This window comes from Grimontia sp. NTOU-MAR1 (assembly GCF_035758505.1).
Classification (GTDB): Bacteria; Pseudomonadota; Gammaproteobacteria; order Enterobacterales; family Vibrionaceae; genus Enterovibrio; species Enterovibrio marinus.
In genome coordinates, this window is the sequence record NZ_CP142108.1 from 209,223 (window position 1) to 235,715 (window position 26,493).

Genomic DNA, 26,493 nt, shown 5'->3' on the forward strand with positions numbered 1-26,493 from the left:
CGCCGCATTCTTTAAAGGAGTGGTATGTCTCAACCGTGAAACTTTCTTTCTGTATTTCACCAGACTTCTCTCAGTAACTGTCTGCTTTAACAATTAATCTGATTTCCACAGTGTCTCAGTCTTATTTATGAATCAATATTCTCACCATTGAATTACCCTCAATCTCTTCTAGCTTATTTTTCGATACGAATTTTTTACACGCAGCCGGTTTGTGGGTGTGCTGATTAGGCTTAACACGCTTCACAACCTTTAGACGTAATTTATCGAGGAGATAAGATGTATTTCTTTAAGAAAGCGATATGGGTGGTGCCGGTATTCTCGCTCGGACTCACTGCTTGTGGGGGGGATGACGCTAATACGTCAGCCTCCGTGCCGGGGAACGCGAATAGTATCCCTTTACCGGGAGAACCGGTTTTAGCGCCGCCACAGGTGGATGCGCTCACAGGTGATGCTTATCCTGTCACCTTCAGCTGGAGCAGCGCGGCGAATGCGACGGGCTATACCCTGTGTAGAAAAGATGCATCACAAGACGATAACTGTGCAAAACAGGGTGAAACGACGACCAATACATCGCTGACTCTGCCTCTGAGTTTGGACACGCCGGCTAACTATTTTGTATTGGCCAAAAACAGTATGGGCTCAACAGCGTCTGCTGAGATAGCCTTATTTCCCAAACCAGAGCAATTTACTCTTGTTGAAACGGAAGTGAAAACGTTCCAAGATCGCTCTCTTCAAGTCAAATTCAGTTGGAATGATGTCAAGTACGCGCAGAGCTATACCCTTTGTAGAAAAGATCAATCACAAGACGGTAAGTGTGCAAAGCTGGGCGAAACGACTAACGATACATCGCTTACTCTGAGTTTGGGCCCACTGGAAAATTATTTGTCTGAATTTTTTGTGCTAGCCGAAAACAGTACGGACAAAACACCGTCTGTTGGCCAACCCTTACCGCCAGAACAACTGACTGAGATGATAAACTACATCAAGGCCTCGAATACCGGGGAAAGTGACGATTTTGGTTACTCGGTATCTTTGTCAAAGGATGGCAACACCCTTGCGGTGGGGGCTTACGGTGAAAGCTCTAACACTACTAGCGAGGAAAACGACGATATGACGTCGGCCGGCGCGGTGTATGTGTACCGCTTTGACGGCAGCCGTTGGACGCAGGAGGGCTACATCAAGGCCTCGAATCCCGGGCAACATGACGCCTTTGGCTACTCGGTATCGGTGTCAGGGGATGGCAACACCCTCGCGGTGGGGGTGCCATGGGAAGATACACAATCCGGAGGCATCGATCCACCACATGATGATACTGATACTTCTTTTAATTCCGGCGCGGTGTATGTGTACCGCGTTGACAATGGGAATTGGACGGAGGAGGCCTTCATCAAGGCCTCAGATCCCGCGAGAGGTGACTACTTTAGTAACGTATCTTTGTCTTCGGATGGCGATACCCTCGCGGTGGGCGTTTCTAGCAGAAAGCACGGTGCCGGCGCGGTGTATGTGTACCATTTTAACGGTACCGAGTGGGCGCAGAAGGCCTTAATCGAGGCCTCGAATAAGGAAACAGGTGACCACTTTGGCACATCAGTATCTTGGTCAGAGAATGGAAAAACCCTCGCGGTGGGGGCTGATACGGAAAAATCTGACGGTACTGACAAGGGAAACAACAGTATAAACCTTGCCGGCGCGGTGTATGTGTACCGCTTTACCGACAGTTGGACGTACGATGAGGCCTACATCAAAGCCTCGAGTCCCGCGACGATTGACAAATTTGGTCACTCGGTATCTTTGTCATCGGATGGCGCTACCCTTGCGGTGGGCGCTATAGGGAAAGATGCCTATACCGGCGCTGTTTATGTGTACCACTTTGACGGTAGCAGTTGGACGAGGGAACAATACATCCAGGCTTCAAATAAAGGGGCAGATCACTACTTTGGCTACTCGGTATCTTTGTCATCGGATGGCAACACCCTCGCGGTGGGGGCTTATAAGGAAAAGTCCAATGCCCAAGGCATTAACGGTGAGGAGAACAACGATGAATTAGACAGTGCGGGCGCGGCGTATGTGTACCACTTTGACGGTAGCAACTGGACGCAGCAGGCCTATATCAAGGCCTCTAATACCGGGGCAGGTGACGAATTTGGCAAAGTGGTATCTGTGTCAGGGGATGGCAACACCCTCGCGGTGGGGGCCGCTAAAGAAGCTTCCGATGCCACCGGCATTAACGGTGAAGGGAACAATAATGATGCAACTGATTCCGGCGCGGTGTATGTCTTCTAGTCTATACCAGTAGCAACAATGGACGCGCCCAAACACGGTGTTGCACTAAACCGAGAAGGTGAAATCTGTGAATCGGGCGCGTCCATATCTATCCTAATGGGTCGGTTTCTTTTTGTAGGCTCAACCGCCAATGCGCTAAAATAACAAAGTGAATGCGACACTTTGCGTAAATAGAGCTAAGTCAGAATTGTCCAAAAATCATTTCCAAAACAAAAAGGGAGCCACTTGGCTCCCTTCGCATTTCCTTTCAGCCTGCTTTAAGCAGCCTCCACCGTCACCCTGAAGAAAATCGCATAGAACAGCGGGATCACCACCAATGTCAGAATGGTCGCGAAGAGTAGACCAAACATAATGGTCACTGCCATGCTCTTGAAGAAGGGGTCAATCAAGAGTGGTGCAACACCCAAAATGGTGGTGAATGCGCCCAGCAATACCGGACGGGCGCGGCTGAGGGCTGCATCGATAATCGCAAAGTAGGGCGCTTTACCATCGCGGATTTCTACGTCTGCCTGATCAACCAGAACGATGGCGTTTTTCACCATCATACCAATCAAGCTCAGGAAGCCGAGGATCGCCATAAACTCAAAAGGAGTCTGGAACACGATCAATCCAACCGTCACACCCACCACCGCCAGTGGGGCAGTCAGCCAAATCACCAAGGGTTGGCGTAGGGCGTTGAACATGAAAACCACCGCCAGAATCATGGCTGCAAAACCGTAAGGCGCAGAAATCACCAGACCTTCGTTGGCATCTTTCGAGGCTTTGTACTCTCCATACCACTTGAGCTCGTAACCCGCTGGCAGTTCAATGGCTTCAATCTTGGTGCGGACATCGTTGAACGCATCGGCAGTCAGCACGCCTGGTGCAGGGTCTGCCTGAACCAGAATGGTTGGCACGCGATCGATTCGGCGAAGAATTGCATCCTGATACACCACGTCGACTGAATCGACTAACTGGCTTACCGGAATAAAGGAGCCTGCTGCTGGGCTGAATACTTCGGTGTTTTCAATCGCACGCTGGTGATTGCGTTCGCTTTCAGGTGCGCGCACCACAACCGGGATCAAATCATCACCTTCACGGTAAACACCCACGTTACGTCCCGTCAGTGTTTGGGCAATCGCTTGGTTAATTTCCAGCGTAGTCAGGCCGAATCTCTGCGCTTCTTCGTAAGAATAAACAGGGCGAAGTACGGGCACTTGCTGACGCCAATCGTCTTGCACCGCAATCAGGTTATCGTCGGCCAACATGATGGCTTTTGCCTGCTCTGCCAGTTGACGCAGCACCGCGCTGTCAGGGCCTTTAAAGCCAGCTTCGATTTTCTTACCGCCGCCACGGCCAAGCATGAACTTCCATACCTTGATAGAAGCGTCAGGGTATTTCGCATCCAGTTCACTTTGCAGTTCGCCGAGAAGCGGAGCGATTTTGGTGTAATCGTCGATATCAATCAGCAACTGACCATAGCTCGGGTTTCGTGCTTCTGGTGCGTACGTCAGCATAAAGCGAAGGCCACCACCGCCAATCAAGCTGGTGATATTGGTAATGCCTTCTTTGGCTTTCACGTCTTTCTCGATGTCTGCGACCACGGCTTCGGTGCGCTTGATGTCTGAGCCTTGCGGCAAGTAGACATCAACCACGAACTGAGGACGTTGAGATTCCGGCATAAAGCCCGGTGGAACGAACTGCACACCCCAAATCGCGGCGGCCATTGTACCGAACAGCAAGGCACAACTGATGATGCGGCGATTCAACACCCAGGTCAGCAAAGCTTTGTAACCTGTCACTATACGCCCCGGTTTCTTATCGGCTTTTACCGGCTTCACTTTGAGGAAGTCATGGCACAGCATTGGCGTGACAGTAACGGCAAACACCCAGCTCAGGAACATGGAATAGAGGATCACCCAAAACAGGGAGCCCGCGTATTCGCCCATGTCTGATGGTGACAAACCAATCGCACTGAATGCGCAGATACCGACGACTGTGCCGCCAAGCAGAGGCCATTTGGTGGCGTTCACCACGTCTGAAACCACAACCTTGCGGTCTGCATCCGGTTCTTGCTGCAATCGCACCAGAATACCGTCTGTCACCACGATGGCATTATCGACCAACATGCCAAGCGCGATAATCAGCGCACCCAGCGAAATACGCTGCATGGCGATATCTTCAATCAGCATGATGCAGAGCGTGCCTGCGACGGTCAGGAGTAAGACAAAGCCGATAATCACACCGGAACGGACCCCCATAAACAGCAACAGCACCACAAATACGATGGCAACCGCGGCAATAAGGTTGTCGATAAAGTTGGAAACAGAATCACGCACCGAGTCAGACTGCATGGAGATAACATTCAGCTCCATGCCGAGCGGACGCTGACTTTCCAGTTCTGCCAGACGCACTTTGACCGCATCACCCATATCCACGACGTTACCGCCGGTGACATTCGAGATACCAAAGCCGATCGCGCGCTCGCCGTTGTATCGCATCAGCATGGTGGAAGGTTCTTTGTAGCCTCGCACGATGTTGACGATATCGCCCAGACGCAGCACGGTGTTGTTATCACCAACTGCAACTTGCAGGTTTTTCAGGTCGGCAACGGAATCAATGCTGGAGCTTGGGATCACCGGAATACGCATCGCTTGGGTTTCGATGCTGCCCGCAACTGTCACCAGATTTTGCTTTTGCAGCACCTGAAAGACTCTCTCTGCAGACACACCAAACTCTGCCAGACGTTCGCTGGAGATCTCGACGAAGATGGTTTCCTGCTGTTCCGCCAAGGTCGCGGTTTTCGCCACGCCCGGTACCAGCACGATTTCACGGCGAAGGGTATCGACATAATCCTGCAGCTGCTTATCGCTGAACCCTTCTCCGGTCACGGCAAAGAACAGGGCGTATACATCCGCAAAATCGTCGTTAACAATTGATGGGCCAGCGCCTGGAGGCAGCTGCCTTTGAGCGTCTGAAACCTTGCGGCGCAGCTTGTCCCAAACCTGTTGAAGGTCAGCACTGCTTTTTGCGAACTCGAGTTTGATTTCAACCGTCACCTCAGACATGCCTTGCATGGAGACGGATTTCACCTCTTTGAGTTCCTGAAGCGATTGCACCGCGCCTTCGATCACATCGGTCACTTCGTCAGAGACTTCCTGGGCTGTTGCGCCGGAATACGGAGTGACAATCACCGCCTGACGAATAACAAATTCCGGATCTTCAAAACGACCGAGTTTGAGGTAGCTGATATAACCGCCAATCAGAGTGAGGGCGATCAGCATCCAAACACTGGTGCGTTTGGCAATGGTATAACGTGCGATATCCATTGTTATGCTCCAGTGCGTTCGTCAGTGTAAGGGCGGACTTCCATGCCTTCTCTCACGCTGGAAACTCCCGCGATGATGACACGTTCGCCAAGGGCCAAGTTCTGTTCCACGACAATGCGGTCTTTGACCAGCGCGCCCAAGCCCACATAACGTTTTTCAGCTTTGTTATCGTCACCAACTACCCAAACGAACTGCTTGCCCTGGTTATCAGGCACTACGGCGGTCAGCGGCAGGGTGATGAGGCTGTTTTCGTCGCCAACAGCATTTACATCTGGTATGACTTTCACAGCCATGCCCGGCAAAACGCGGAAGCCCACCTGCTCTAACCCAAGTACGACGGCATAGGTTTGGGACACTGAATCTGCTTGTGTAGCAAAAGTGCGCAGTGTCAGCGGGAACGCTTGCCCCGGAATCGAAGAAATTTCTGCGATGGCTTTAGTGCGGTTACCACCAGACAACATGACTTGATGAGGAATGTTAATCACCACTTCCAAATCGTTGAGATCATGCACGGTAAGCACAGGTTCATTGGCTTGAACCTGAATATGGTTATCCATCATTTTGCGGCCAACAATGCCATCAAACGGTGCGTGAAGTTCGGTGTATTCAAGCTGGCGTTTTGCCTCGGCAACACGGTTCTTTGCCAGATCAAAGCGCGTAGTAATCGCATCTAAGTCGGCTTTGGAGATCGCCTGGCTTTTCTTGTAAATCGCCTGTGCACGCTCGTATTCTAACGTGGTGTTTTTCAGTTCAAGTTCTGCTGATTCCAAAGCTGTTTTGGCATCGCGAGAATCCAGCGTTGCCAGTAATTGGCCTTTTTTCACTTCATCACCTTCATTGACGAAGATGTTGGTCAGCCGGCCGCCAATGCGGAAGGCCATGTCTGCGCGTTCAGCCGCGCGCACGACACCGTTAAAGCTGAGATCTGCGGCTTGTTGTGTATTGACGATTTCAGTTAAGGCAGGCTGGATGACAGGCGCGGTGACTAGCTCAACCGCTTTCTCGCCACAACCTGACAGAAGAAAAGAAGAGATGATCAAAGTAGCAATCGCGCCGCGCTTGAATGGCGGTTTGCCGAACGTGTTGATGACCATGTAGTTCCACTCCACAAAGAGACCGGCCTGCAAAGCCGGTCTGATCAGACAATTTTGGGGTTGGTGTTAAAACCCAAAGTAAACTCTGGAGTTTATCTTAAGCATATTTTGTATTGAGGTAAACTCAAAAGTGTACTTCTTGATTTCAACTTGGTAGATTTGTCGCGTTGAGAAAAGGAGATAGCCCATGACACGCTCAGAGCAAAAGCGCCTGGCGATCATTACTGCAGCCAAAGAAGAGTTTATCCAGCATGGATTTGCGGCTGCGAATATGGACCGCGTCTGCACAATCGCAGAAGTATCAAAGCGCACGCTTTACCGTCATTTTGAAAGTAAGGAAGTACTGTTTGAATCTGTGCTGACCATCATTCAGTCTTCGATTGATGAAAGCCTGAGATATGAATTTGACGCCGACAAAAGCCTGAGTGAGCAACTCACCGCGATTACACGCCAAGAAGTGGATATTCTTTACGGCACATACGGGATTCCTTTTACCCGGACCATCTTGATGGAGTTCTTGCGTCAACCCGATATGGCTAGCCAGATCATTTCAAAAATCTATAACAATAAATCGTTGAACCATTGGTTTGATAAAGCGCAGAAGGCCGGGAAAATCAAAGCCATCAAGCTTGAATTACTCACCCAAACCTATTCAAGCCTGTTTAACGGCATGTTCGTGTGGCCCCAGGTATTCGATATGCAGCCAATTCCGGAAGGGGAAGATCTGGATCAGAAGATTGAGCATGTGGTGAGCGTAGTGGTGGGGTGTTGTGCAGCCTAACACTCCACGTTGTACTTTCTACTTCTGACACTTGATAAAGATGAAATTAGGGTGTTTTCTCAAGCGTTCATAGGTCTCTGGTGATGCTTGTTTAATGGCTCCTGAAACCTGTCCTTCTGAAATCTGGGTGATAGACAGCCCTGCATTGGTGACTGCATTTGTAATTTCAACCAGCGGTCGGCGGTAGAAGGTCACCTGAACCGGGGTGCCGACTGTGTTCCATTCCTCTTGTACTAACTCGGTGTCGAAGTAGTTACCCGATGCAGAACATTCAAAGTCTGCAAACGGATGGTGGGTTGAAAATGCCATGGATCCGCCAGGTTTTAGCACTCGGTAGACGTCACTAAACAGGGCGGTGATGTCTTTCAGGTAATGGATAACCAAAGGACACACGATGACATCGTATTGCCTTTTAACTTCTTTGGGTAAGCCTTCTAATAAGTCCTGAACATAGGTCGAAACACGGTCGCTAAATTTGTTTTTCACAATATCGACCATCTCTACAGAAAAATCGAGACAGGTAACAGATTCAGCGCCTTTACGGAGGAAGTAATCTGCGTATACGCCTGACCCACAGCCTAAATCCAACACTTTTTTCCCTTCGATATCACCAAGCATGGCTTGTAGGTTAGGGCGCTCAAAAAGCGCGTTGTAGATATTGTCTTGAACGGCCAGGTCATATTGCTGGGCATATCTTGAATACATGTCGGATTTCATGATTTTTCTTCGGACTCGATAGGGACAAAAAAACAACGGCATTTTGAGGTCGAGTGGACTGAAATACAATCCTTCGCACAAGGGAAATCACAATAAGGTCAGTATTTTCACACACTTGTTTGTAAATCCATGGGATTTTAAGGTTTTTGAAAAACAGTAACCTAAAACTGAATAAAAATAGGAATGGTTATCATTAGCTAATATTATGAAAATTAAGCATTTTTCTGGTTGTTGTTTACCTTGGTTTCACTTAGGATGTAGCACATCTTTTGGGATTCCCTGCGCTATAAAAGGATCATCACGATGAAAGGTCACCAAGACGTTGTCGTTGAGCTGAATAAGATTCTCACCTCCGAGCTCACCGCAATTAACCAGTACTTCCTCCATGCAAGAATGCTGGGCAATTGGGGTTTTGAAGCGCTCAATAAAGCCGAATACAAGAAATCTATTCAGGATATGAAGCACGCCGACAAACTGATCGAGCGCATCCTATTTCTGGAAGGTTTGCCTAACCTGCAACACCTTGAGCGCCTTCGCATTGGCGAGGAAGTTCAGGAGATGATCGAGTGCGACAAAGTGATGCTGGAAGAGCAGTTGGTTCAGTTGAAAGAAGCCATTGCTATCTGTGAAGAGAAACAAGACTACGTCACTCGTGAGCTGCTCAACGACATCCTCGAAGACGAAGAAGAACATCTTGACTGGATTGAATCACAACTTGAACTGATTAGCCTGACCGGTCTGCAAAACTACCTGCAAGCGAAAATGGAGAAATAAAAATGAAAGGTAATCAAGAAATTATTGATGGTCTAAACCGCTTGCTGACGAATGAGTTGTCTGCCATGGATCAGTACTTCGTTCATGCGCGTATGTACGAAGACTGGGGTATGGATGAGCTGTATGAGCGCATTAACCACGAGTCTGAAGACGAGCGTGAGCATGCATCCATTCTGATCAACCGCATCCTTTTCCTGGAAGGTACGCCGAATGTTCAGTCTCGTGAAAAGCTTCTGATCGGTGCTGATGTCGAAGAGATGATGCAGAACGATCTGAAATACGAGTACATGGTGGCTGCAGAGCTGCGTACCGTGATTGCACTGTGTGAAGAAAAGCAGGATTACCAGACTCGTGAAATTCTGCTGAAACTGCTGGATGATACTGAGTCAGACCATATGTACTGGCTTGAGAAGCAACTTCGCTTGATCAATATGGTTGGTTTGCAGAACTACATTCAGTCCAAGATGGGCAAATAAACCAACATCTACTCCAATCAAAGGCCGCTTCACACAGCGGCCTTTTTTATTGTCGAGGGTATACCCATATGTGGGTGTAGGTGTTGTTTCGATAGGCGTAACCAAAAACGCTTGGTATTGCAATGAATTATGCGTTGAGACGCTGGATTTACCCGCCGAATATTTTGTTTCGCGTTGACCTTAGGTAGAAGCGACAACAAATCGTTTCCCGCCAGGCAAAATATCCTAGTTTGTCACCCAATATTGACCTCGTTAAGCTCTCCTGACAGTTCGCTAAGGAGAATAAAAAATGGGAACAGACAAACGTGGGTTGGTTTTTACGGGTACTGACGATGCCGGTGTAGAACAATTTGAAGCCGCATTGGAATGGATATTCGACTATCGCCCTAATGCCATGGAGAAAATAGAGACTATCCTGGAAGCTTACCCTGAGTTTGTTATGGCTCACGTTTTAAAGGGATACAGCATTGCCAGTGAAGGACGACACTCTTCTTTGGTAAAGGTGGTCGGCGTACTCAACGCTATTGAATCACTCCATGTAAAGGCAAATAGCCGCGAACGACAACACATTTCAGCTCTCCAAGCTTATCAGCGGGGAGATATCAAAGCCGCCTTGGAGCTATGGGCGGGTATTTTGAATGAGTGGCCGCTGGATCTTGTCGCTTTTCGACAGTCTACAGGTAATCTTTTCTGGCTCGGTGAAAGACAGCGATTGGTTGATACAGCTGCTAAAATAGCGCCTCATTGGTGTGAAGACACCCCCGGATATGGTTACTTTATTGGGGCCTTTAGCTTCGCCTTAGAAGAAATTGGGGAGTATGGTAAAGCTGAAGAGTATGCTCGCAGAGCGGTTGAGCTAAACCCCGCAGATGTATGGGCCATTCACTCACTTGCTCATGTGCTGGAAATGAATGCACGCACTGACGAAGGCATAGACTGGATAGAGTCACGTCGAGAACAGTTACCTACCCATAACGCTTTTGTCGGCCATATCTGGTGGCACCTTGCGCTGTTCCATCTTGAGCAGGGTAACATCGATGAAGTGTTCTCCCTTCTTGACGAGCACATTTACCCTGAACCTTCTAATTTCTACTTGAGTGTTCAAAACGGGGCTTCACTGCTCAAGCGATTGGAGTTTCTAGGTATTGATGTCGGTGATCGTTGGCAGCGGCTCTACGAAGGTGTGAAGGATTCCTATGGGGACTATATCTACCTGTTTACTGAGCTTCACTCTGCTATGGTGCTCCATCGAGCGGGTGATAAAGAGGCAATCTCTTCATTGAAGCATGGGCTGAGTAACCCAAATGCTCTGCGCTATCCTTTCGAAAATGGGATTTCTCAACAGCTGGTTACGGGTATTGAGGCCTTTGAAAATGGCAATTTTGCCCACGCGGCAAGTTTGATAACGCCAATTCGATACGATATGGCAAGGCTGGGTGGAAGCCATGCCCAGCAAGATATTCTGCATCAATACCTGATCAACGCTGAGGTTCAGCAAGGCCATTTGGAAACAGCAAAAGGCTTCCTCAAAGAAAGGGTATCCCGGAGAACCCACTGGGACTTGGCTCCTGAAATCTATCTGAAAAAGCATGCCGAAATTGAAAGGCTGACGTTGAGTGGTGAAAAACAAGCGTTGAATCAATTACTCAGACGCGTTCTCTAATATTCCACAGTAACAGGATTGGTTTTCAATGACAGTAAAGGTTAACTTCTATAGCGATGTGCTTTGTTTTTGGGGTTGGGTTGGTCAGCATTACAACGACAAAATCATGCATCTCTGGGATAGCTCTCATGTGGAATGGCAGCATCATCATTTGGCTTTGTATGCGAATGTCCCCGAACGGATGAATTCCATTGGTGAGGGGGAACGTGGATACATGAAGTATGCCGAAATCACCGAAAGGTTAATGGCGAAATTTGACGGTTTGGATGTTAATCCAGATTTGTGGCGTAAAGTCAGACCGTCCAGTTCATTAATGCCACACCAAGCGGTGAAGGCAGTACAGTATGTTGCTGGTAATGATGTTGCGGTTGAACTCGAACATGCACTCCGAGAAGCGTTTTTCCGTGATGCACGGGATATCAGCCACTATGGTGTGCTAAAAGATGTGCTTGAGGAATGTCACCTTGCTACCCCAGACATCATGGAGCGCTTTTTGACGGGGAAAGCTCTGGCGGATGTCTATAGTGATATCAAACATGCAGAGGAAGACAAAATCCCGGGTAGTCCAGCGTGGGTTTTTGACTCTGGCCGTTATCGATTCTTCGGTCAAGTTGATATCGATGTACTGGCATTTGCCATCAATAATTTGGCGCGGGATTGATTATCCCGCGTTATCTTGAAGTGGATTATCTTTCAGTGTTTGATAGCCCGCCCAAATACGCGTTGCTGTGGTAATCCAGCAAAGTGCACCAAATGTCCAGGCAATTTCTGCAAAGTAACCAGGGAACAAGCAAAACAGTACAAAGCACGCAATGGTTTCAGTTCCCTCGGTTAACCCGCCAATGTAGTAGAGCGATTTGCTTTGATAAACCGGGTTTTCAATGTTTCGTTTACTGGCCATGATGGCAAACGCGAGGAAACTGGAACCTGTCCCCATAAACGAAAAAACAAGAAATGTGGCGGCGACTGCGTTTTGTTCGGGATTCGCTAAAGCAAAGGCAAACGGGATCATCGAATAGAACAGGAAATCCAGCGTGATATCCAAAAATCCACCTGCATCGGTAATCCCTTGTCTGCGAGCCAGAGCACCGTCTAACCCATCAAAAATACGGTTCAGGGCAATAAAAAGTAGTCCGAACCAGTAATACTCGTAAGCAATTGCAGGCAGCGCTAACAAACCAATCAGGAAACCAATGACAGTGACTTGGTTGGCAGTGAGGCCGATTTTGTCAGGTATCTTGGCGGCTTGCTTTAAGGGCCAACGGATAACGGCGATGGAATAGCGATCAAGCATTGTTTTGCTCCGTATTCATAAAGCCCACTTTCAAGGTCGTTTTCCTTTCTTTGTTTGGCCAATGCAACAAAGTGCTTTCCATTGGCACGTCATCTTCATCGTGCGTGACCATGACAGCGGCGATATTTCGATTTTTGATTTGCTTGAAAACGAATGCGCGGAAGGACTTTCGAAGTGGTTTATCCAGCTTGCTGAAAGGCTCATCCAGCAAGATGACTTTGGGGTGCGAGAGAAGAGTGCGCATCAAACTGATGCGGGCTCGCTGGCCACCGGAGATTTGGTCGGGCGCTTTAAAAGCGATATCTGCCAGCTCAATTTCTTGCAACGTCGCCAATGCACGTTCCTTTTTCTCGGTGGCGCTCATGGTGTCTGGCAGACCAAACGCGAGGTTTTGCCAAACATTAAGATGCGGGAAGAGTAAATCATCCTGAAACAGAATGCCTACCGCCCGTTTTTCTGCTGGGAGCGATTGGATGTTTTGGCCATTAACCAGAATATCGCCATCACAACTAAATTCGGGGGCAAGGTGTCCGGCAATTGCACTGAGCAGCGTGGATTTACCACAGCCGCTTGGCCCCATGATCGACAGTACATCCCCTTTTTCGATAAGGAATGACATGCCATCGACCAAGGTGGCTTGATTAGATTTTATAGTCAGGTTTTGTACGGACAAACTCATTCACAGACTCTCTGGATTCATCATGTCGGGCGAGGCGACGGCGCGGGTCAGCCAATCGGCTCGAAGCAAGCGCAAGGGCAAAGAAAATAAGTGGCAGGAAGGCTTGTATCAGACCATACACAGCACTGATACGTCTGTCCTGACCACTGGCAAGGCTGACCGCTTCGGTGGTTAATGTTGTAATGCGTCCTGCGCCTAAAAGCTGTGTTGGCAGATATTGTGCAAAACTGACACTGAGACCAACAGCCCAAGCCAGCAATATAGCTGGTATGACAATCGGTAGCTTGACCTGCCACCAGGCCTTCAACGGACTGTGCCCCAAGCTGCGCGCGGTTTGTGTAAGGCGCTGGTCGAACGATTTCCAAGGCCCATCCAACGCAAGATAGACATAAGGGAAGGCAAACAGAATATGCGCCCAGATAGTCGCCGGGACGTGCCATTGCCCCGGCAACATGTATATCGCGACTTGAATACCGAAAAGAATGGATAACTGTGGGATCAGCATGGGGACGGCAATGACCAACTGTGGGAGTGATTTGTGGTACTTGTCGCGATACTCCAGACAGCCTACAGCAAATATCAACGCAATCGTTGCGGATATCAGACCAAGAATCAGGCTGTTGGTCGCAAGCTCAATCAGATGACTGGATTCCTGTTCCCAAAACCGCGTACTGGTGCGTGTCGGCCAGATATCAGGAAAGCGCCAGCGGAGAGCGAACGACCAAACCAGCAGCAGGGGTATCATCATAAAAGGGAGTATAGCGATGAGTTTAAACAGGTGTCGTCCCGGCAGAGAATAGGTTTTGCTGCCGCTGAACTGCCAGTTCTGCCAAACGTTAATCAGTACATATTCGAACAGGCGATACAAAAGCAGTGTGCCGAAACAGAGGACGAATAACGAAATTGCTCCTGCTGCCGCACGTGGCAACATCGACAGATCAGGGTCGTTGAACCACTGCCACACCAGTACCGCAAAAGTCGTTGGTGAAGTTGGCCCGAGAATCATTGCCACATCGACCACTGACAACCCATAAGCAATCACAGCGTAAACTGGGAAGCGCATTTTCGGCAGCCATTGCGGAAACACTACTTTTAACCAAGCCGCGGTGCGGTTGTAGCCCAGACTTTGTGAGGCTGCGAGTAAACGGTCTACTTGCATTTGCTTCAGCACAGAAAGGCTCATCAAAAGTAGGAAAGGGGTTTCCTTCACCGCCAGAGCCAGAATTAAACCAATGCCATTGCTGTCCTGAACCAGCGACCAGTGGTAGGGCTGCTCTTGTCCGGTAAAAAGCGTGATAAAACGGAATAACCAGCCTGATGGCGCAAAGGTGAGGGCAAAGCCGATCGCAAAGGCAACGTGAGGCATCGCCAGCAAAGGTGAAAGCCACTGCTCGATGCGCTTCCAGAATCGGGTTCCCCAGCAGGATTGAAGGATCAGAAACGTAAACAGTACAGCAACAAAAGAGGCGGTAATGCCAGTAAATAGGGTGAGCTGAATAGCTTTGTGAGTGCCGGGCCACTCTTGCATCGCTCGCCAACCTTCGAGGCTGGGTTCACTTAGTCCAAGAACGGGAAGATAACTGACAGCTGAAAGTAACACGCCGCCAAGTCCGGGAAGAAGAGGTAAACAGCACACGACTAATGTCATCAAATACAGCAGGCGTAACATGTTTACCTCATTTCACTTGAAGCGCCCGTGGCTTCAACATTTATTCTAATTATTGACCATAACGCTTGAGCCATTCCTGCTCTAACGCACCTTGCCAGCTTGGATGCGGCTCAGGTTGAGATTTAAACAGAGGCTTGCTGTCAGACAGTTTGACGACAGCTGGGTCACCCCAGTAATCGCTGTTTGCTTTACGCGCCTGCGCTTCTTCGCTCATCAGGAAATTGATCGCAATAAGTGCGCCTTCTTTCGCATTAGCGTTCCACGGAATACCCATAAAGTGAATGTTGGACAGTGCACCTTTTTCAAAAGCAAAGGCTTTTGCGGAAGGCGCAAGTGTACCGTTTTTCACTGCCGTTTCAGCCGCATTGGGGTTAAATGTGATGGCGAGCAGCAATTCTCCGTCATCCAACAGCTGCATGGTTTCCGCGCTGGCCGCTGGGAACTGTTTTCCCTTGCGCCAAGCCACAGCATGCAGCTCATCCAAATATTTCCAAAGTGGTGCTGTCACTGCATTGAAATCAGCTTGATCAGCAGGCTTGTAGAACGGAGCGGTATCCATGCTTAATTCCAGCAAAGCGGCTTTCAGGAAGCTGGTGCCGTGGAATGCTGGTGGTTTCGGGTAGGTGATTTTCCCCGGAAACGCTTTTGCCAGACTCAGCATTTCATTAAAAGAGGCGGGTGGGTTTGCCAATGTCTTCTCATCATAAATGAAAACCAACTGGCCAACACCCCAAGGTGCTTCGAGGCCGTTAGTTGGTTCTGTGAAATCTTCGCTCACTGGCAGGGACTTATCGACAATCGACCAGCTTGGTAGGCTTTCGACAAACGGTCCAAACAACAGACCATTTGATTTCATTGATTTGAAGTTTTCACCATTAATCCAAACCATGTCTACACTACCGCCTTCATTCTTGCCAGCGGCTTTCTCGGCGACTAAGCGGTTTACGGTTTCAGCAATATCTGACACTTTGACATGTTGAAGAGTGACGCCGTAACGATCTTTTAGCTCGTCGCCCGCCCAACGCAGGTAGGCATTGATTTCCGGGCTACCGCCCCAAGCATTGAAGTAAACCGTTTGGCCTTGAGCGCCTTCTTCAATTTTCTCCCAGTTGGACAGATCAGCCGCCGAAACGGCTGATGTGAAGGCGAGGGCACAAGCTGCGACGATAGATTTCAAATTCATGGTGATCAATCTTCCTTAATCATGGTTTGAGATTTGTTTGCATTGGATTCGTTACGCATCCAGGTGTGGAACTTCTCTACCCAAGCCAACAGTCCTTGAGGAGCATTGTTCTGCTTCCAAACACCCGCTGTGTATTTGGTTGCCTCACTCATGGTTGGGTAAGGGTGCACTGTACCGAGGATCTTGTTTAATCCAAGGCCGTGTCGCATTGCCAAGGTGAATTCTGCGAGCAGGTCGCCAGCATGTGAACCCACAATGGTCGCACCCAGGATCTTATCTTTGCCTTTCGGTGTGATGACTTTGATAAAGCCATGGTCTTCCCCGTCCGCAATCGCACGGTCCAAGTCGTCGATACCATAGTGAGCCACTTCGTATTCGATACCTTGTGCAATCGCCTCTTTCTCGTTGATCCCGACACGGGCGACTTCCGGCGCAGTGTAGGTGGCTGCTGGCATCACAGAGTAATCTGCTTTGAATTTCTTAAAGTCACCAAACAAAGCATTCACTGCGGCATACCAAGCTTGATGGCCTGCAGCGTGGGTTAATTGAAATGGCCCCGCCACGTCACCAACGGCGAAGATATTCGGATAGTTCGATTGCAAATACTCATTCACTTTAACAGTGCCGCGCTCCGTGAGCTCAACGCCGATTTCCTCAAGGCCAAAGCCTTTGGTGTTGGCGACGCGGCCAAGCGCCAGCATCACATAGTCAAACTCGATGACAACTTCTTCGCCATTGTGCTCAAGGTAAGCACGTTGAACGTCGCCATCTTTCTCAAAGCGTGTTGCTTTGTGTCCAAGAAGAATGTTCACGCCGTCTTCTTTGAGGCCGTTTACAACCAGCTCGGCAGCATCGGCGTCTTCACGGATCAGCAGTTGGTCTGCCATTTCCACCAAGGTCACGTCTGTACCGAGGCGAGAGAAGCTTTGTGCCAATTCGCTACCGATTGGGCCACCACCCAATACCAGCAGCTTCTTAGGCTGCTCCTGAAGCTCCCAGACGTTGTCTGAAGTCAGGTAACTGACTTCCTGAAGACCTGGAATACCCGGAACCAAAGGACGCGCACCGGTTGCGATAACAATGTTGCGGGTGGTCAGGCGTTGACCATTCACCTCGACTTCCCAAGGAGACAGGATCTTCGCTTCGCCTTCAATACACTCCACACCAAGCTTGGTGTAACGCTCCACAGAATCGTGTGGCTCAATGTCAGCAATGACTTTATGAACACGGCCCATCACTTGTTGGAAATCCACCGTAGGTTCGCCGACCGTCACACCAAACTCTTGTGAGCGTTTGATTTCATGCACGGAATGACCTGCACGAATCAGTGCTTTTGATGGCACACAGCCAGTATTCAGGCAATCGCCGCCCATTTTGTGTTTTTCAATCAGGGTCACTTTCGCTTTTACAGCAGCACCAATGTAGGTGGTGACCAAACCGCCCGCACCCGCACCAATCGCAACCAGGTTGCGGTCAAACGTGGCTGGCTTTTGCCATTTTGCGTAAACGCGGCGCTTTTGAATCACGTTCATGATCATCTTGGCGATGATTGGGAAAACACCCAACAGAACCAGAGATAGCAATACGCCCGGTGAAACGATGCCGCTCAGGGAATCGATTTGTGCCAGTTGGGTACCCGCATTGATGTATACCGCAGTACCCGGCAGCATGCCGATTTGACTCACGATGTAGAAAGTGGCGGTGCGGATTGGCGTTAAGCCCATCAGCAGGTTAATCAGGAAAAACGGAAAAACAGGGATGAGACGCAGAGTCAGTAGATAGAAAGGCCCATCTTTCTCTACACCTTGGTTAATCGTGGCAAGGCGATCACCAAATTTGCTTTGTACCGAATCTTTCAGCAGGAATCGACTGACTAAAAACGCAAGCGTTGCGCCAATAGAGCTGGCAAACGAAACCAGAAGCAGTGCCCACCAGAAGCCAAATAAGGCGGCACCGAGCAGTGTAGCAATCGCTGCACCCGGCAATGAAAGTGCGGTCATGGCGATGTAAACGATAAAGTAAATCACGCTGGCACTGACAAAGTTGCTAGCAATGTTGTCTTTTAGTGCTTCATGCTGCGCTTTTGCGTTTTCAAGTGTAAACAGCGCTCCGAGGTCGAAGGCAAACCAGGTGACGAATATGGCTGCAATGGCAATGAGAACAGCTAACTTCTTTGTGTTCATTTCGGGTCCTTTTTTGATGACGTTGTTCCACGAATCGGTCTACTCGAAAACGGGATAACTACAAGTGATTTGGCACACCTATAACTATGGCAAAAGTTTCCTTTTGTCTTAGCTGAATGCACTTCGTTACCAATGAGTTAAACAGGTTTATTGTCAAAACTGTGACCGAGGGAGTTGTTAAACCTCGGCTTGACGAAAGCAATACGTGGAGTTGCGCGCGATTCCTCTTCTTTTTTGCTTGCTGGATATGACCGAGGGGTTTTGGGAAAAATTACAAACTTATTCAAATTTTTCGATGTTATTTGCGGGGGGATGAAGAGTGAGTGCATGTATGTCAAAGCTAACTTTATGGTTTAATTGATAAAATTTTTACGCAAAGAGTGGGTCGTTGGATTACTTCAGTGTCTTTTAAAGATGAGAGAGTGGAAATGACGTTTACAGGCAGTACGTGGTGTATTGGAGAACTAAAAGCCCCAGAGGAATCAGCGCAAGTGTCGTTGCGCCACCAATATGGTAGTTGCGGTACCAATAGCTGCGTTGTGCGAAGCTGTTCAACCTGAGACCCCAAATCACTACCAGTGCGTTGATACTACAAAAAAGAATAACAATGATAGTAAGAAAAGAGGGGTCAACAGTGCCATGTGTGTTTGTTGCATAGGAAACCGCAGGGAAGGAGAAACAGAAAAATACTGTCCACTTGAACCTGCGCGGCCACTTTCTGAAATGGTCGCGGAAAATTCTATCAATTTGGTCAGGAAACGGCTTTGTGTAGTGCATTTATTTGTCGTCATTTGTGTATCTTCTCTTTTGGCATAGTTCAGATTTGGATGCACTGATAAACGATATGCATCACAATGTCTCATATGTGTGATGAGTGTCACAAATGTGATTTAACTGTGGCTTTGGCTAGGTTGATCGTCCTTCACAGTAAATCTCGTCCTTTTTACCACTTTACGTAGACAAACCCTTCTCATGTAAGCAATGGGTCATCGTATTACTTTCCATTATTAAGGCCAAGATTGTCTATCAAGGGGGAAGTTAATTACTTTTATCGTGGCTTTTTACAGTACAGAGTATCTTCATATCGTCGCTCAATAACAAAAAAGCCAATGGCCGAGAGGGCACATTGGCTGTTTATGAGAGAGGTTTTTCGGCTACTGGCGAAGGGTTTCGAGTAACTCGATTCTGCGTTGAGGTGTGATCACAGACCAGTGCTTTCCTTCAATTGCACCTTCTAGTGCCCAAAGCAACTCAAGACTCAGCGCATCATTGTGTGATTTCTGTAATGCCTGATAAGCACCGACCGCGCCTGCACGTTGCAACTCCTCGACGGATTCGATGCCCGCTTTTTTCAGCATGCGTTCCGTCGCAAGGCGAAGGTTTGGAAGATCTTTGATACGTGACGGTGCAGCAGTCTTCTTTTCTTTCTGGTCTTCCCTTGCAATGGACAATGCTTTAACTGCATGGTCCATGAGAAGATCTGATTGCTCCCACCATTCCTGCGGCACTGAGTAGTATTTGGTGACAACAGGGAATCCACGTTTCTTGTATACGTAGGGTTTCATACTAAGCGTTTTGAATTCTGATTCATTGGCTATACCAGCGCGAAGATGAAGCTGGTCATTGACAACGAGTGCAAACATCGTCTCGTCGCAAAATACACCGAAACCGCCAAACATCGAGCGTGATTTCATTTTGCCCAGACATTCAAAGAACTTCAGTGTGTTTTTTAGAGTAGGTTTGTCCATGTGACTTATTCTCAATCAATACGTTCCTGGATGAATGGTCAAGGAGTAACGTAGCAAAGCTAATTCAGAGAATTGTCAACGCACCGGGTGAACCGGAATGTGAAATGCTAACGTCATCGGTAACTCCGCTACCAACATCAGAGAGTCACTCTCGATGTGAGGCCGGAAGCTTTGCGTCCCAGGCTTTCGCCTTGGTTTGCCTTTTTCTTGACAAGATTTAGCTTAACCGAATCGCGTCATTTTGTCGTTATTGCTAGTCTAACAAAGCGTGATCTTAGTTCAGAATGGGCTTTATTGATGCCTTTATAATTATTCCGTTCCCTTTGTTATTGAAGAAATTTCGACTTTCGCACCCCTTTTTCAATGTGAAATAAGGGTAGCACTAGAAATCTAGGCATTTTATTGATTTTGAGGTTTGTCGCAATAATAGTATTGGTTTATCTAACAAACTTGTCACTAATAGAAAAGCCTGAACGTAAACGCTCAGGCTTTTAGGTTTAATAGAAGCAGTAATTTGCTGTTAATTGTTCAAGTTCTTTACAGAACGTCGCACGATCAACTCAGGCTGCATTTCGAAAATCTGTTGCTGGTTTTCTTTGTTTGCCAGACGTTCCATCAGCAGTTTGATTGCCGTTTTACCCAAACGGTTTTTAGGCTGATGGATCGTAGTCAATGGCGGAGAGAAAAAGCCTGCTAAATCGATGTTGTCGTAACCAATGATTGAAATGTCATTGGGCACATCCAAACCTTCTTGGCGGAATGTACTGATAGCAGCAAGCGCCATGATATCGTTAAAGCAGAATATGGCTGTAGGGCGTTCTTCAAGCGCCACAAGTTTGTTGGCGGCTTCTACAGCAGAGTCACATTCAAAATCCGCTTCGACAATCCAGTCTGGGTTATAAGTTAATCCCGCTTCTTCCAGCGCTTTATGGAAACCGTCTAAGCGCTCGCGACACGTTAATTTATCCATTTGGCCTGAGATACAGCCAATTTTGGTGTGACCGTTTTCAATAAAGTGTTTGGTCGCAATATAGCCGCCAAGCTCTGCATTGTCCTGAATACAGTCTGTGTTGATGTGCTCAGTGCCCCAGTCCATCACTACCATCGGCAGATCTTGTTTCTTCTCAAGCAGCGAGAGTAGCTCTTCATTAAGGTCAGAGCACATGACTAACAGACCATCAACGCGTTTTTCTGCCAGCATTCGCAAGTAATCGCGCTGCTTGGAAAGGTTACCTTCGGTATTACACAGGATAAGCGTGTAGCCCTCTTTATAGCAGTATTCTTCTACACCATGCACTACTTCCGCGAAGAAAGGGTTGGTTGATTTGGTGACCAGCATGCCAATAGTGCGGGTAGAGTTGCACTTCAAGCTCCGAGCCACTGCGCTTGGTGCGTAATTCAGTTCATCGACTGCTGCCCATACTTTCTTTGTCGTGTTCTCTGCAACAAAACGTGTCTTATTGATCACGTGCGAAACTGTTGTTGTGGAGACACCAGCGAGTCGAGCGACGTCTTTAATTGTTGCCATTCGGTAATCTTCTTATCGTTTTCATTGGCAGTCTCTGTCATATCGGACTGCACAAGTTTACGCCGCTTAACCGACCTGAATGTTTTGGATTCAATCCGACGGTATAAGCAGCGTATTAGGTTCGTTCAATTTATGTGTGTGCTTTTTTCTCTTGTTGGTGCGTAATCGAACGCAATGCCCAAACAGTCTGACTGTTATCGACGCAGAGGAGAAAAAACGCGCGAGGCATTTACATGAGTTTGTTGTAAGATTTCAGAAAATTCTCAATGCCAATCGCTTGCGTTCACAGTTTAATGTCAATGGTCCTACGCCGCAATTATTGTGTTTTAGAGACGTGCATAAGGTTGATGCGCATCATGCTAACCACACAGTGCGTACTTTCAGTTTCAGCTAACTGAGCGCTAGCTTGGTGATTTTGAACGGCTATAAATACAAAAAGCCGGGAACAAGCCCGGCTTTTGAACACTGTGCTTGTCCGCTTATTCGACGTTAAGGAAGGCTTGGTCCAACTTGATAAAGGACACCAACAAGTTCGCTGCGGCTTTATAGAAACCGAATTTGTCGAACTGCTGCACGGTTTGTTGGAACTGCTCAATCCAAGGCAGCATCATGGTTTCAAGAAAACATTGCTGCTCTTGCATCATTGCTTCCTGCTTTTCCTCGTCTGTTTCTTTGTTCGCGAGGATCGCCAGGTTACCCATAAAGTCGAGTTCTACCGCCAAATGATCAAACGGCTCGTTAAAGTCTTTCCGTTGAGCAATACCGTACTTGTCCATCCACTGGCCCATTTCAACCGCTGGCTTGTCGTTCAATAAGCCGGTTTCGCCAATGTACATAGAGGCGTAAGGCAGGGCGCCAGACTTCGGTGTGCTCAGGAAAAGGCCACAGAAATCTGCAGCAAGCTCTAGTTGCGCATCTTCTCTGACTTTCAGTTTCACCAGCGCGTCACGAAATTCCGCAATCGGGGCTTTCAATTCGTCGGTCATCGCCAACACGGAGTAGTAGTTATCCATGTCGCCGCCGTGGTAGTTGTCCAGATTTTGCTGGGTCAACTCCGTCGCAAACAGTGAAGACATCCACCAGTAAAACTCGGCACGTTGTTCGTTAATGGCGATAAATTCTTGCATTGTAATTCCGTAAGTGAGGGATGTTTTTCGTTAATTCTAACCAGCTTAGAGTAAAAAAGGGCAGCCAAGCTGCCCTTTTCATCACACTGTCTCTTATGCGATATCCATCGCTGGGAACAGTGGGTTAACGTCGTCAACCGCGATAGGGCCGCTGAAGCCTGTCACTGCCGGTACTTTGCGAGTGTATTTCTCAATTTCGACCAGTGCAGTATGTGCTGAGGTTGCCTGAGCCAGCTTAGAGGTACCGATATCAACGGTCAGTACGTTTGGATCGCCGTAAGTACAAAGGGTACCTGGTTTGCCACCTTCCAGCGGCGCATACCATGCACCTTCGTGGATACGACATACACCAGACATGTAATCGTCAGTCACCACTGCACCAGCGAGTACCTGACCACGGTCGTTGAACACACGCACGATGTCGCCAGATTGGATACCACGCGCTTTTGCATCAGCGGTGCTGATGTAGCAAGGCTCGCGACCTGCTACCGCATAAGTGCCGCGGTGGTCGTCAGACGAACACAGCTGCGAGTGCAGACGGTGGTTCGGGTGACAGCTTTGCAGGTGGATAGGGTACTGCTTCGACTTAGGACCACCGTGGCTACGTTCTACTTTTTCGAACCACATTGGGTGACCCTGACAGTCGTCGTAACCCATGTCAGCGATAGTCTTACAGTAGATCTCGATAAGACCAGACGCTGTGCCCAGTGGCTCCAAATCAGGTTCTTTACGGAATGCTGCGTGACGAACCCACTCAGAACCTTCAGGGAATGCGATAAACTGCTCTTCTTCCCAGAATTTAACGAAGTTAGGCATACGAACACCGATGCCACGACCTTGCAGACGTGCGCCGTTGTAGATCTCTTCAATCCACTCCATCTTGGTCTTGCCGCCAGTGAAGGCCTCTTCACGACCGTAACGGGTACACAGCTCACGGAAGATATCGAAATCGTCTTTCGCTTCGAACATTGGCTCAACGATTTGTTTCATCGCGATAATGCCTTTATTCGAGTGGTTGCCGAACTGCTCGATGTCGTTACGCTCGTAAGTGGTGGTCGCTGGCAGAACGATATCTGCAAAGCGACAAGTCGCTGTCCACTGGTGCTCGACGGTCACAACTGTTTCCAGATTACGCCACGCCTTGATCATACGGTTACGATCCTGGTGGTGGTGGAATGGGTTGTTACCACAGAAGATAGCCATCTTCATGTGTGGGAATTTCACGCTGTGACCGTTGAACTGGATGGTGGTACCCGGGTTCTCGATACAATCAACGAAACGCGCAACAGGGATGTAGCTTGAGTAGCCGTTGTAGCTGCCGCTGTGGATTGGGTCAACGCCAGTCACTGAGCTGAAACCAGACATCAGAGGGCCCGCAGAAGTAATAGTACCTGCGTCGTTGTAGTGCCAACCAAAGCCAAAGCCACCGCCTGGCAGGCCGATTTGACCCAGCATGGCAGCCAGAACAACGATCATCCACGCGTATTGTTCGCCGTGCTGCATACGTTGCAGGCACCAGCCAGCGATGATCTGGGTGCGGCCATTTGCCATGGTACGCGCCAGTTCGCGGATTTGATCAGCTGGGATGCCACAGATTTCTGCCGCCCACTCTGGCGTCTTCACCACACCATCTTTCTCACCGGTCAGGTAAGGAACGAACTTGTCAAAACCCGTGGTGTAGTCAGCCAGGAACTGCTCGTCGTAAAGCTTCTCAGTGTAGAGAGTGTGCGCGATAGCCAGCATCAGAGGCACGTCAGTTTGTGGGTTAACCGCAACCTGAGAGCCGCCGAAGAACTTGTATGATTCGTTCTTAACCGGGTCAACGTGAATCACGTTGATTTCGCCTGCTTTTACTTTCTCAGCCAGTTGCTGGTAGTAACCGTACACGCTGTGGTCTGGAACCAGCCAGCCCACTTGCAGGTTCTTGATTGGGTCTGAACCCCAGATCACGATGTTTTTCGCGTTTTCCAGAACCAGAGGCCAAGAGGTTTGCTGCTCGTAAACTTCCATTGCGCCTGCAACGTAAGGGAGAACAACTTGCGCAGAACCAGTCGAGTAGTCGCCTACTTTTGCTAGGTAAGTACCGTGCAGGCTAATAGCGCGCTGCATCATCGTACCTGCGGTGTTGAACTTACCGCATGACTGCCAGCCAGAGTGGCCTGCGTAAAGTGCGCTTGGGCCGTAAGTGTTTTGAACACGTTCCAGTTCGTGGTGGAAGAAGTCCAGCGCCTGTGACCATGGCACACGCACAAAGCGGTTGTCGCCACGTTGTGAAGTGTCTGATTTCCAACCGTGCTTCAGCCAGTCGATGCGTACCATTGGGTACTTAACGCGAGATGGGTTGTAGACCACCTCGCGCACACCGTTCAACATTGAGGTTGGGTGTGGGTCGTTTTCAAACGCTACTGTGTTAACCCAGATACCGTTTTCAACTTTCGCGCGGAATGCACCCCAGTGTGAACCGTGGATAACTTCACCAGAGAAGGTGTTTTTCGCTTCAGTCGCGGCCATTGCTTTGCGTGGTGCCAGCAGGCTGGAACCAATCACAACACCCGCACTGGCGGTTAACATGCCAGAGAGAAAACGACGGCGGGAAATGCCTTGTTGTTTTTCAGTCGCCATGTAGAAGTCCTTATAGTTTTTAATTCATCAGGGCAGATGCACGAGGGCGCATCTGCCGCTTAGTATTCTTTTTACCGATTAGTGGGCGCCTGCACCGCCGGTATCACTACCGTGGTTCTGCAGATACTTCAGCAGTGTGCGCTCTTCGGTCTTGCTCAGACGGTAGTACGCACTCATGGCTTTCAGGCTTGAAATCCAGCCATTTGCAGTGAAGTGGCCAGGTGCCGGTGCTGCGTGACAAGAGTTACAGGTAGATGCGAACATTTCTGATGCATAGTCCCAGACTGGATCAATGCTCTGAACCAGGTGATCCTTGGTGATGTAGGCATTCACAGCCACTTGTTTCCAAGCGATGTTGGTTGCTGGATCCACTTCTTCAGAAATCACAGTCTCAGTCGCTTTCACGTCGCCACGAACGGTCGCCTTGAATACACGTTTACCCATGTACTCTGTCATTACACGGCCTTTACCGTTGGTTTCGATCCAACCTTGAACACGCACTTTAAGCATTTCGCCTTCTTCGCCAATGACTTCTACTTCAGAAGCTGGCAGCAATTGGCCTTCAACTTTGCCGTTTGCATCAGCGGTAGCGAACAGGCTCTTCTCTTCGATAGAGAACAGTTTCTTGGCACCAGCAGGTGCGATCGCAGAAGCTGTCAGGGTTTCGAATGTCTTACGGAAGCCACCCGCCATATTTGGCAGTTCGTGCGCGATACCTTTGTGACACTCGATACATGCCATGTTTTCTTTCGCCGCAGGGATCATTTCTTTCATCGCCTGAACAGACTGCTTGTCATGGTCCATAGCTTCATATGAGTGGCAGGTGGTACAGGTCTTGTAGTTCTCGTCAGCCATGCGGTCCCAGACTTTCTGGGCGAGTTCGAGTCGGTGTTCCTCAAACTTTTCCGGGGTATCAATTTTGCCCGTCACAAAGTGGTGGTAAACGTCTTTATAAGCGCCCATTTTGCGCCAGATTTTGCCGACGAAATCTTTGGGCTGGTGACAGTCTACACACTCAGCTCGGATGCCTTTTGCGTTGCTGTAGTGAATCGACTGCTTATATTCCTCGTAGTTTTGCTTCATTGTGTGGCACGACACACAGAACTCTGTTTGAGAGAAATAGTGGAGAGACTTATTCATCACGACCACGCCGGCAACCGTGATGACAGCACCGATCAGAACCAGCGCAAGGATGGAGTACTTCGCGCTAGGTTTGTTCAGCTTCTGCAGTAGCTTTTTCATAAAAGTGGATACACCCATAAAGTTTTTGTAGTCAGTGTTTGGGCCCATTCCGGTAGCGTGTTTGGAAGCAAGCCAGCGCACTATAGCTACATGTTTTTGATGCGTTATTTTGTTGCGGGCAT

The 26,493-nt window shown here is 48.8% G+C and carries 19 protein-coding genes and 1 riboswitch; of the genes, 6 read left to right on the forward strand and 13 right to left on the reverse strand.

From position 1 onward, the window contains the following. Positions 1–276: 276 nt before the first annotated feature. The gene (locus tag VP504_RS01050) at positions 277–2,283 is read left to right on the forward strand and encodes an FG-GAP repeat protein (RefSeq protein ID WP_325892525.1); all 2,007 of its coding nucleotides are present in this window, start codon (positions 277–279) and stop codon (positions 2,281–2,283) included. 257 nt (positions 2,284–2,540) lie between these two features. Here the strand turns inward: VP504_RS01050 and VP504_RS01055 are convergent, their stop codons facing one another. Together VP504_RS01055 and VP504_RS01060 are read right to left on the reverse strand one after the other, a co-directional pair. Beyond that, positions 2,541–5,591, reverse strand: a complete 3,051-nt coding sequence (locus VP504_RS01055; RefSeq protein WP_325892526.1) for an efflux RND transporter permease subunit — start codon at positions 5,589–5,591, stop codon at positions 2,541–2,543. A 2-nt stretch (positions 5,592–5,593) separates the two neighbouring features. Continuing rightward, positions 5,594–6,685, reverse strand: a complete 1,092-nt coding sequence (locus VP504_RS01060; RefSeq protein WP_325892527.1) for an efflux RND transporter periplasmic adaptor subunit — start codon at positions 6,683–6,685, stop codon at positions 5,594–5,596. Positions 6,686–6,872: 187 nt separating this feature from the next. Here VP504_RS01060 and VP504_RS01065 point away from each other — a divergent pair, with 187 nt between their 5' ends. After that, positions 6,873–7,466 (forward strand): TetR/AcrR family transcriptional regulator, encoded by a 594-nt coding sequence (locus VP504_RS01065; protein ID WP_062712943.1) that lies wholly within the window; start codon positions 6,873–6,875, stop codon positions 7,464–7,466. Between the two features lie 18 nt (positions 7,467–7,484). Here the strand turns inward: VP504_RS01065 and VP504_RS01070 are convergent, their stop codons facing one another. After that, the gene (locus tag VP504_RS01070) at positions 7,485–8,183 is read right to left on the reverse strand and encodes a class I SAM-dependent methyltransferase (RefSeq protein ID WP_325892528.1); all 699 of its coding nucleotides are present in this window, start codon (positions 8,181–8,183) and stop codon (positions 7,485–7,487) included. A 303-nt stretch (positions 8,184–8,486) separates the two neighbouring features. On the opposite strand from VP504_RS01070, the gene bfr (VP504_RS01075) reads away from it, so the two are divergent. The 4 genes from bfr (VP504_RS01075) (at position 8,487) to VP504_RS01090 (ending at position 11,757) form a co-directional block, all read left to right on the forward strand. Next, positions 8,487–8,957 (forward strand): bacterioferritin, encoded by a 471-nt coding sequence (gene bfr / locus VP504_RS01075; RefSeq protein ID WP_062712947.1) that lies wholly within the window; start codon positions 8,487–8,489, stop codon positions 8,955–8,957. A gap of 2 nt (positions 8,958–8,959) precedes the next feature. Beyond that, positions 8,960–9,433 (forward strand): bacterioferritin, encoded by a 474-nt coding sequence (gene bfr / locus VP504_RS01080; RefSeq protein ID WP_325892529.1) that lies wholly within the window; start codon positions 8,960–8,962, stop codon positions 9,431–9,433. 289 nt (positions 9,434–9,722) lie between these two features. Continuing rightward, positions 9,723–11,096 carry a tetratricopeptide repeat protein gene (locus tag VP504_RS01085; protein WP_325892530.1) on the forward strand — a complete coding sequence of 458 codons (1,374 nt, stop codon included), beginning with the start codon at positions 9,723–9,725 and terminating at the stop codon, positions 11,094–11,096. Between the two features lie 28 nt (positions 11,097–11,124). Next, positions 11,125–11,757 carry a DsbA family oxidoreductase gene (locus VP504_RS01090; RefSeq protein ID WP_062712954.1) on the forward strand — a complete coding sequence of 211 codons (633 nt, stop codon included), beginning with the start codon at positions 11,125–11,127 and terminating at the stop codon, positions 11,755–11,757. Here the strand turns inward: VP504_RS01090 and VP504_RS01095 are convergent, their stop codons facing one another. From VP504_RS01095 to torC, 10 genes are all read right to left on the reverse strand, one after another. Beyond that, a complete protein-coding gene (locus VP504_RS01095) occupies positions 11,758–12,390 on the reverse strand; it encodes a CDP-alcohol phosphatidyltransferase family protein (RefSeq protein WP_062712956.1) in 633 nt (210 codons plus the stop codon). It abuts the gene before it with no gap. Then, positions 12,383–13,069, reverse strand: a complete 687-nt coding sequence (locus VP504_RS01100; protein WP_325892532.1) for an ATP-binding cassette domain-containing protein — start codon at positions 13,067–13,069, stop codon at positions 12,383–12,385. Before VP504_RS01100 ends, VP504_RS01095 begins: the two co-directional genes overlap by 8 nt. Continuing rightward, on the reverse strand, positions 13,032–14,738 hold the full coding sequence (locus VP504_RS01105) for an ABC transporter permease (RefSeq protein ID WP_062712959.1): 1,707 nt from the start codon (positions 14,736–14,738) through the stop codon (positions 13,032–13,034). The genes VP504_RS01100 and VP504_RS01105 overlap by 38 nt, the downstream gene beginning before the upstream one ends. A gap of 49 nt (positions 14,739–14,787) precedes the next feature. Then, positions 14,788–15,921, reverse strand: coding sequence for an ABC transporter substrate-binding protein (locus tag VP504_RS01110; RefSeq protein WP_325892533.1), 1,134 nt, complete (start codon positions 15,919–15,921; stop codon positions 14,788–14,790). 5 nt (positions 15,922–15,926) lie between these two features. After that, on the reverse strand, positions 15,927–18,104 hold the full coding sequence (locus VP504_RS01115) for an FAD-dependent oxidoreductase (RefSeq protein ID WP_325892534.1): 2,178 nt from the start codon (positions 18,102–18,104) through the stop codon (positions 15,927–15,929). Between the two features lie 1,154 nt (positions 18,105–19,258). Beyond that, positions 19,259–19,852: a TfoX/Sxy family DNA transformation protein gene (locus VP504_RS01120; protein WP_325892535.1), complete on the reverse strand. Its 594-nt coding sequence runs from the start codon at positions 19,850–19,852 to the stop codon at positions 19,259–19,261. A 115-nt stretch (positions 19,853–19,967) separates the two neighbouring features. Next, positions 19,968–20,063, reverse strand: a riboswitch (cyclic di-GMP riboswitch). Between the two features lie 309 nt (positions 20,064–20,372). After that, on the reverse strand, positions 20,373–21,380 hold the full coding sequence (gene purR, locus VP504_RS01125) for an HTH-type transcriptional repressor PurR (RefSeq protein ID WP_325892536.1): 1,008 nt from the start codon (positions 21,378–21,380) through the stop codon (positions 20,373–20,375). Positions 21,381–21,859: 479 nt separating this feature from the next. Next, positions 21,860–22,507: a molecular chaperone TorD gene (torD, locus tag VP504_RS01130; protein WP_325892537.1), complete on the reverse strand. Its 648-nt coding sequence runs from the start codon at positions 22,505–22,507 to the stop codon at positions 21,860–21,862. 93 nt (positions 22,508–22,600) lie between these two features. Then, complete coding sequence (gene torA, locus VP504_RS01135; RefSeq protein ID WP_325892538.1) at positions 22,601–25,129, reverse strand: trimethylamine-N-oxide reductase TorA; 2,529 nt, start codon at positions 25,127–25,129, stop codon at positions 22,601–22,603. 78 nt (positions 25,130–25,207) lie between these two features. Continuing rightward, positions 25,208–26,371, reverse strand: a complete 1,164-nt coding sequence (torC, locus tag VP504_RS01140; RefSeq protein ID WP_442788888.1) for a pentaheme c-type cytochrome TorC — start codon at positions 26,369–26,371, stop codon at positions 25,208–25,210. Between the last annotated feature and the right edge of the window lie 122 nt (positions 26,372–26,493).